At 54.7% G+C, this 7229-nt stretch carries 7 protein-coding genes; 4 read left to right on the top strand and 3 right to left on the bottom strand.

Translation table 11 applies throughout. The annotated features are described in order from the left end of the window. The first annotated feature begins 209 nt into the window (after nt 1-209). Entirely contained in the window at nt 210-1235 is a 1026-nt protein-coding gene (locus FA743_RS17220) for a fatty acid desaturase (protein WP_136887307.1), read from the top strand. A 624-nt stretch (nt 1236-1859) separates the two neighbouring features. On the opposite strand, the gene FA743_RS17225 is transcribed toward FA743_RS17220, so the two are convergent. Together FA743_RS17225 and FA743_RS17230 are read right to left on the bottom strand one after the other, a co-directional pair. Beyond that, nucleotides 1860-2282, bottom strand: coding sequence for a BLUF domain-containing protein (locus FA743_RS17225; RefSeq protein WP_136887308.1), 423 nt, complete (start codon nt 2280-2282; stop codon nt 1860-1862). A gap of 342 nt (nt 2283-2624) precedes the next feature. After that, entirely contained in the window at nt 2625-3011 is a 387-nt protein-coding gene (locus FA743_RS17230) for a hypothetical protein (RefSeq protein ID WP_136887309.1), read from the bottom strand. A 281-nt stretch (nt 3012-3292) separates the two neighbouring features. Here FA743_RS17230 and FA743_RS17235 point away from each other — a divergent pair, with 281 nt between their 5' ends. Further along, on the top strand, nt 3293-4054 hold the full coding sequence (locus FA743_RS17235; RefSeq protein ID WP_136887310.1) for a Crp/Fnr family transcriptional regulator: 762 nt from the start codon (nt 3293-3295) through the stop codon (nt 4052-4054). Between the two features lie 443 nt (nt 4055-4497). Then, entirely contained in the window at nt 4498-4707 is a 210-nt protein-coding gene (locus FA743_RS17240) for a hypothetical protein (RefSeq protein ID WP_136887311.1), read from the top strand. Nucleotides 4708-4827: 120 nt separating this feature from the next. Here FA743_RS17240 and FA743_RS17245 read toward each other — a convergent pair whose 3' ends face one another. Beyond that, entirely contained in the window at nt 4828-5253 is a 426-nt protein-coding gene (locus FA743_RS17245; protein ID WP_136887312.1) for a response regulator, read from the bottom strand. A gap of 388 nt (nt 5254-5641) precedes the next feature. Between FA743_RS17245 and FA743_RS17250 the strand changes: the two genes are divergently transcribed. After that, a complete protein-coding gene (locus tag FA743_RS17250; protein ID WP_136887313.1) occupies nt 5642-7135 on the top strand; it encodes a sensor histidine kinase in 1494 nt (497 codons plus the stop codon). The last annotated feature ends 94 nt before the right edge of the window (nt 7136-7229 follow it).

Genomic DNA, 7229 nt, shown 5'->3' on the forward strand with positions numbered 1-7229 from the left:
CTCTTGACTCCTGGGCACCGCGCAGTCAAAGGCCGGTTCAGGGTGGTGTTGTCGATCAGATCCAAAGAGCTTTGCCTGCGGAACTAATAGGTCAGCAGAGCATTCAAAAACGTCCTCTCCCTGCGTTGCTTGCAGGACGCTCATGTCGCTGCCTTCTGGCAAGGCTGTTAACCGCCAGAGCGAGACTGGCCCTCAAGCTATAGGCTTTGATGCCCAACAACTATCATTCTCCCCGCACATCCCGCGAATGGCTCAGGATACTGGCGCGCTATCGCGAGCCTTCCAACCGCCGGAGCCTTTTTGAGCTGGCAGCGACTTTGGTGCCGTTCGTCATCCTGTGGGCTTTGGCTTGGATAGCGCTCTCGGTCAATTGGGCGCTGACATTGGCTTTAGCCATGTTCAATGGCTTGTTTCTCGTGCGGCTCTTCATCATTCAGCACGACTGCGGGCACGGGGCTTTCCTCACGAACAGGGGTGCGCAGGATTGGCTGGGGCGTCTGCTGGGTGTTCTGACCCTCACCCCTTATGCACTCTGGCGACGCACCCATGCGATCCACCATGCTCATCACGGCAACCTTGATCAGCGCGGGATCGGAGACGTGCTGACCCTGACGCTTGATGAATATCGGGCACGTTCACCGAGCGGGCGCTTCAGGTATCGTTTGTATCGTCATCCTGTGGTGTTGTTCGTGCTGGGGCCCAGCTATCTCTTCTTCTTGCAAAACCGCATTCCCATTGGAGCCATGAGATCGGAGCGGCGCTCCTGGATGTCGACAATGGGCACCAACGCTAGCATTGGCGTCATGCTGGGGTTGATCCTGTGGTTCGGAGGCTTTCTGCCTGTGCTGCTGATTTTTCTGCCCACGACGATTGTTGCAGCGACGTTTGGGGTCTGGCTGTTTTACGTGCAGCACCAGTTCGAGGAAACGCACTGGTACACAGGCGAGAACTGGCAGATCCATGATGCGGCTCTCGACGGCAGTTCACACTACGTCCTGCCGCAGCCCCTGCGTTGGCTGTCAGGAAATATCGGCATCCACCATGTTCATCATCTTTACTCGCGCATCCCCTTCTACCGCCTGCCCGATGTGATCCGCGACCACCGCGAACTGGCCGAAGCGCAGCGCCTGACCATCCGCGAGAGTTTTGCCGGGGTGAACCTCCACCTGTGGGACGCTCATCAAGAGAAGCTGATCTCCTTCACCGAAGCCCGCGCACGGTATCAGTTCGATTGAGGCCAAAAGGGGCGGGTGGATCTTGTCCGCGTTTTGGCGATAGGCCGGCGTCGCAGTACCGCGACTTGTTGGTGCGATCCTTCTCAAGAACGGAAGAAGGCATTATGGGGGCGCTGTTGCGCAAAGCTGAAGCGGGTCGCAATGCCCCTATCCCCAGACCCGCTTATCCTGCGGCGATCGATGATATGGGTCGGCGACTTTGCTGCATCTACATTGGCGGCAAAGGGGATGAACGTTGTAGAAGGGCTCCTTGCATCAATGTCCGGTCGCGACACTGGCGGCAGCTATGCGGGACGGAGGTCCCGCTCATTATGCTGATCCGGAAAGGTAGCTTTGCGTGCCGCTCGAGCTGAACGGCAATCTGCGCCAGGCTGATCTTTCGCGGCACCATAGCTGCGATGATGCGGCCTCGGGGAGGTGAGATGCAATGCCGACGAGATGTCCTCAAGCACCCACCCCTCCTAGTTCAAATTTTGCAATAATCAAGGTTGCGTCGGGAAGATCAGTAGGCGTGGATCAAGGTCCCCACCCCGGTCCGATCTCGCGACCGGATGACGTCACGCAGAAACCGCCCGGGCTTTAACGGAAGTCCCGCAAACACTAATTCTCTGTGAAACTATCAAATCATATAGTTGCCATGCGGGGCTGTGCGGACAGTTCCCGGCACAGATCCTCGATCGCAACCTGCGACATTCGGGCCGGATCAAATGTCCCGTTGATCCAGTAGCGGGAGACAATGCCCTTATCGACTTGCGAGGCATCGAGGGAACACATGCTCCACTCTGAGAACAGGCGGGCCCCACTCTCGCCGGCCATGAGAACCCGAATGCTCTGGTGCCGATCATCTTTCATAATGCGCATGAAGCATTCGGCGACAACTGCTCGACCCCCTTCGAGAAGCTGCATGAAGTCCTCGTCACTAGCAATCAGCACCCCGGTAATCCCGTCGCGTTCATTGTTGGCACGAGATTTCAGCAAGAGATCATCAAGGGCCTTCGCCGTCAGGCCCCCGTGGTTAGATGTGTATATAAGCTTGGTGAGTTGCATGAAAGCCTTTCCAAAGAGGTAAAATTCGTCAGTTACGTCAGACCTTGAACTATGTCGGAGCTGGTAGATCTTCTGCGAAAGGGCGGACCGGTGAGGGCGCGGTACCTTCCCTTGCACGATACAATCTGTTTCTTCAGCTTAGGCGCAGATGCTTTAAAGGAAACGCGGGAACAGCAGGGCGTTTTTTAGATGAACATACGCCCTCAGGTCGTCCGCAAATTCCTTTAATCCAAAACCAAGCGCGTGCCAAAAAGTGTGAGCAGCGGCAGGTGCTTCCGAAGCCTTCCCCAGATCCTGCAACTCTCCAAGAAGAGCAAGCTGGGAGCGGTGCTTCGCCATTGCTCAATGGATGAGGAAGGTCATTCTCGGACGCTCGCTCGACAACATCATCGGAAATAGAAACGACTCGTCTTCTTGGATCTGCGCAGTAAGCAGGGCACGGGTCCTAAGTAGTAAGCCTACGGCTCCATAGAAGGAGCGCGCGCCACTGCCGCCATGTAGATCGACTTCCTGGGCCAGACGGAGCAGCTCTTCCAGGTCATTGAGCTGGCTGTCATGGTAGCGCTGCTGGATGAAGTCAATCAGGGCGTCGGTAGCTTCAGGCGCGTCTTCTGCAGATTGCACCAAGGTGGCACCATCGCAGAGCATGCCACTTTCCGCAAACGCGGGATCAGGGGCACAGCTTGTTGCGGAATCAACCCCTATTGCCCTCATCGTGTCATTGCCCATGCTCGAAAACCTTCGTTTGTAATATCTGTCGCCAATACTGACCCAATTCAAATGCCGGCCTGCAGCCTGGTTACCTCATCGGCAATTACCATCCCTCAGGGCCCGAAGGTTGCATTATCCGGAAAAAACGCCTTTATCCGACAAAAGACGCCTTTGCTTATGCCAGTTCCGCCATGTTGTCTGTTGCCTGCCCAACATACGGACGGAACTTACTTGCGATCCTGTGCGCTCTCTTCCGAGCACCTGTCACAGCTCATGATGCTGGCTCCGGGTAAATTACTATGAGAACCCCCTTAAAAAATCAGACGACACACGAAAACCAGCTGCTTGGCGCGTTTCCGTTTGCGGCACGCCAACTTCTCGAACAGCATTTGGAGCCCGTGGAGATGGACTTGGGCGCCACCATTTGCGAGGCAGGTGGACAGTTGAAGCACGCTTATTTTCCCCAGGGATGCGTCCTGTCACTTCTGACCGTGCTGGAAAACGGCTCGGAAATCGAATGCGCGAATATCGGGCGAGAAGGGGCATTCGGACTATTCGCCGCGATGTACAGCGGAGTTTCCTATAATCGCTGTACGATTCAGCTAGAGGGCTCGATGCTGCGTTGCAGGATCGAACCATTACGGGAACTGTTCCAACATGATCTCAACATTCAGGATCTGTTCGTCAGCTTTTCAGAGACCCTGCTGTCCCAAGTGATGCAAACGGTAGGGTGCAACTCCCTTCATTCCGTCGAGGAGCGCATGTGTCGCTGGCTGCTGATGATGCATGATCGAGCCGAAGGTGACAGGCTTACCTATACACATGAATTTTTAGCACGCATCATGGGGGCAAATCGGACATCTATCACGCATGCAGCCCAATCTCTGCAAAGGAAAGGTCTTATAACCTATCGCCGCGGACTGATGCAGATCGAGGATCGCGTCGGAATGGAGGCAGAGGCATGCGAATGTTACGAAATCGTAAGAAAACGGTTTGACGCATTTCTCACACCGCCACCATCGGCCTCTCAAAAAACCACCGGCCATCGAGTTAAAGAGTAATAAGACGAAATTATTTTGTTTTTGGTTAGGCGGCATGAGTGACAGGTCGAAATTTAAGAATGACGCATATCTTGATGCATCTCTGCCATGGAGTATGAAAAAGCGAAGTCATGGTTTTTGTAACTCCATTTGGTGGAAAGCCGTGATTAGTCACGAGAACACCATATTAGCGACTGTATCTCTCAAGCTTTTCGAAGGCGCCCATTTCTGACGGCCTTTACACAGGGCGTTATAAAGCTGACCAGTTTCCGAGCTACCGCTGTTATGATGACCTTGTGCGGTTTCCTAGTTTTTCGCAAACGATCAGCGAAGGTGTTCATGGTCGGGTTGTGATGCGCGGCGACCAGAGCAGATAAAGACGGCGGTCGGCTTCAATTCGCCGAAAGTCTTGTGCGAATTTGACAGCTGGCCCAAGGCAAAGAGATGATGAACGGGTCACAACCATGAGGCTTACCATGGCAATTACACAAAAAGGGTCCCTGACTACTGAACCGCAAAAGCTAACCACGCTCTTCTGGAAAATCCAGAAAAATGGAGGCAAGCGATGTCAGGCTGAGACGAGCGGACAGATGGCCAAGACAAACCTCGATGAAGACATCGAACGAATGATCGAGGCAAAAGTCGCTTTGGCTTTACGTGTTATAAAGCTCTGAAATTAAAAGCGAAGCCAGATATAGAAAGTAGTCATGGCAAAAATCGCTTTGCTTACCGACATTCAAGGCGGCCCGATGCAAATGCTGTTCTTCGCAAGAAACCATGCGATGGCAGTTGGCTTATGTGGATCCAAGAGCGCGCCGAGCAGCAGCCAAAAGCCGGCTTTCCTCGATCGGCTTTTGAACATTCTCCACATTGGCCAAAACCTTTACGGTCTGCAGTTGCGCTGCCTCGTACGCTGAGGAGAGGAAAAAAGGGATTTGAAGGCTCTGAAGACGTTCCGCGACCGGAGCAATCGTTTGGCCGCGAAGGTTCGCGTCAAGAACCGCCACGTCTGGCCGCGCACGATTCAAGAGGCGCAGGGCCATGTCGACAGAGGTAGCAGGCCCAAGCACATCGTAACCGTGTTCGTGGAAGATGATCCGCAGGTCGATGGCAATGATAGGTTCATCTTCGACGATGAGAATGCAAGGGCAATGGCCGGCATCAACAAGTGCGGTTTTGTGGGGCAAACGAACATCCTGTTGTTGCAACGGAGAAAACATGTGAAGCCTTTCCGAGCCTCTGCGAGAAGGTCAGGGTCGCAATGCAACCAATCGACTCGAACGAATGTTCCGAACTTGCAGCGAGATCTCTTTGGGCCACGAACGCGATCATTCGTATTTCAAAACCACGCACTGTTTCAAATCCCAAGAACTCTTTCGCATCGTTGACTGCAGGGTTGTGAATAAGTGTCGGCACGAGCAGATGGGCGGGTACGCTATTCGCGATGCAGCCTTAAACTGGATATTGCGGCATTGTACCGAAAGCACTTCGATAAAACATAGGAGTGACAGTCTGTTAACTCCAGTGCTTTGCCACACACAGGTTGCGTGACACGTGGTCGCGCCGTATCAAGATTTGCACGCCGCTGGAGCCAAGGTACACACCGCAATGTCGCAACCTGCCAAAAACGTAGAGGCTCAACTGCCGTTTCTTGACGGTGGCGGGGAGATGGCAGACCTAATCAGGCGGCATGATTGGTCCTTAACACCTCTCGGACCCATCAATGCCTGGCCAGAGGCATTGAAAGCGGCCGTTCGCATCGTACTTCGAACACCCATACCGATTGTCATGCTCTGGGGTCCGGAAGGCGTGATGATCTATAATGATGGCTATATCGAATTTGTGGCCGACCGCCATCCCGGGATGCTTGGCAAGCCCGTTCGTGAGGGATGGGCGGAAGTGGCTGATTTCAATGACAACGTCATGAAAGTCTGTCTTGCCGGGGGAACGCTCTCTTATGTGGATCAGGAACTGACGCTTTATCGAAATGGCCGCGCCGAGCCGGTCTGGATGAACCTGGACTACTCACCTGTCCTCGATGAGACAGGGAGACCCATGGGAGTCCTGGCGATCGTGATCGAGACCACCGCGCGGGTTTTAGCCGATCGCTGGAATGCGGAAGAACAGGACCGCCTGCAGAGGATGTTCGAGCAGGCGCCATCCTTCATGGCGATGATGCGGGGCGAAAACCATATCTTCGAAATGGTAAACCCTGGCTACATGCGCCTTGTGGGCAATCGAACCGTTCTGGGGAGGTCGGTTCTCGAAGCATTGCCAGAAGTCGCCTCACAGGCATTTATCGACATGCTTGATACTGCTTACAGCACGGGGGAGGCCATCACCGGCACTGCGACGCCGATCCTGCTTCAACGCGAAGAAGGCCCCCCCCCGGAGCTTCAATATGTAGATTTTGTCTTCCAACCGATCCGGGACCGTTGGAAAGTCGTAACTCATATTTTCGTTCAAGGGTCAGATGTCACCGAGCGTGTGGAGGCGGAGCAGCATCAGCGGCTGCTGATGAACGAACTCAAGCATCGGGTGAAAAATACGCTGTCGGTTGTGAACGCAATTGCTGCCCGAACCCTTCGGGGTGCCATCTCGGTTGAAGAGGCGCACAGTAGCCTGAGCGCCCGCATCATAGCCCTGTCACGCGCCCAGGATATTCTCACACAGCAAGGCGGCAATGCGGCTAATATCTGTGACGTTGTCACTGCTGCCACCGGACTGCATGATGACAGTTCAGGCCGGTTTCAAGTCAATGGTCCCCGACTGGATCTGAATTCGCGTGCTGCGTTGTCCTTTTCGCTGGCACTCCATGAACTCGCAACAAACGCGATTAAGTATGGTGCCCTTTCCACTGATGCCGGACGTGTCCGCATTAATTGGAGTGTTGAATCCCGGGAGGGTGTTTCCCTACTGCACTTTTCTTGGGAGGAGACCGGCGGCCCGACAGTGTCTCTGCCCCTGCGCAGGGGGTTTGGATCGACCCTGATCGAGGATGCCGTGGCCGTCGAAACTGACGGCACGGCCTGTCTCGATTACCGGCTTGGCGGTGTCTACTTCACGCTCAATGCCCCGTTATCGGCGATCTTGGAGATTTAGGGGCGATACCGGTCGCCGCGATGATGGCCGTGGACACGCATCCCACGCATGTGCCCCGACGCCCGTCCCGCCGCGGACGTGCACGCGGCGGGAC

Source organism: Paracoccus gahaiensis, assembly GCF_005048225.1.
Taxonomy (GTDB): Bacteria; Pseudomonadota; Alphaproteobacteria; order Rhodobacterales; family Rhodobacteraceae; genus Paracoccus; species Paracoccus gahaiensis.

Excerpts from the sequence above, each read along its gene's own strand:
- FA743_RS17220 (WP_136887307.1), top strand. The coding sequence starts at position 210 with ATGCCCAACAACTATCATTCTCCCCGCACATCCCGCGAATGGCTCAGG.
- FA743_RS17225 (WP_136887308.1), bottom strand. The coding sequence starts at position 2,282 with ATGCAACTCACCAAGCTTATATACACATCTAACCACGGGGGCCTGACG.
- FA743_RS17230 (WP_136887309.1), bottom strand. The coding sequence starts at position 3,011 with ATGGGCAATGACACGATGAGGGCAATAGGGGTTGATTCCGCAACAAGC.
- FA743_RS17235 (WP_136887310.1), top strand. The coding sequence starts at position 3,293 with ATGAGAACCCCCTTAAAAAATCAGACGACACACGAAAACCAGCTGCTT.
- FA743_RS17240 (WP_136887311.1), top strand. The coding sequence starts at position 4,498 with ATGAGGCTTACCATGGCAATTACACAAAAAGGGTCCCTGACTACTGAA.
- FA743_RS17245 (WP_136887312.1), bottom strand. The coding sequence starts at position 5,253 with ATGTTTTCTCCGTTGCAACAACAGGATGTTCGTTTGCCCCACAAAACC.
- FA743_RS17250 (WP_136887313.1), top strand. The coding sequence starts at position 5,642 with ATGTCGCAACCTGCCAAAAACGTAGAGGCTCAACTGCCGTTTCTTGAC.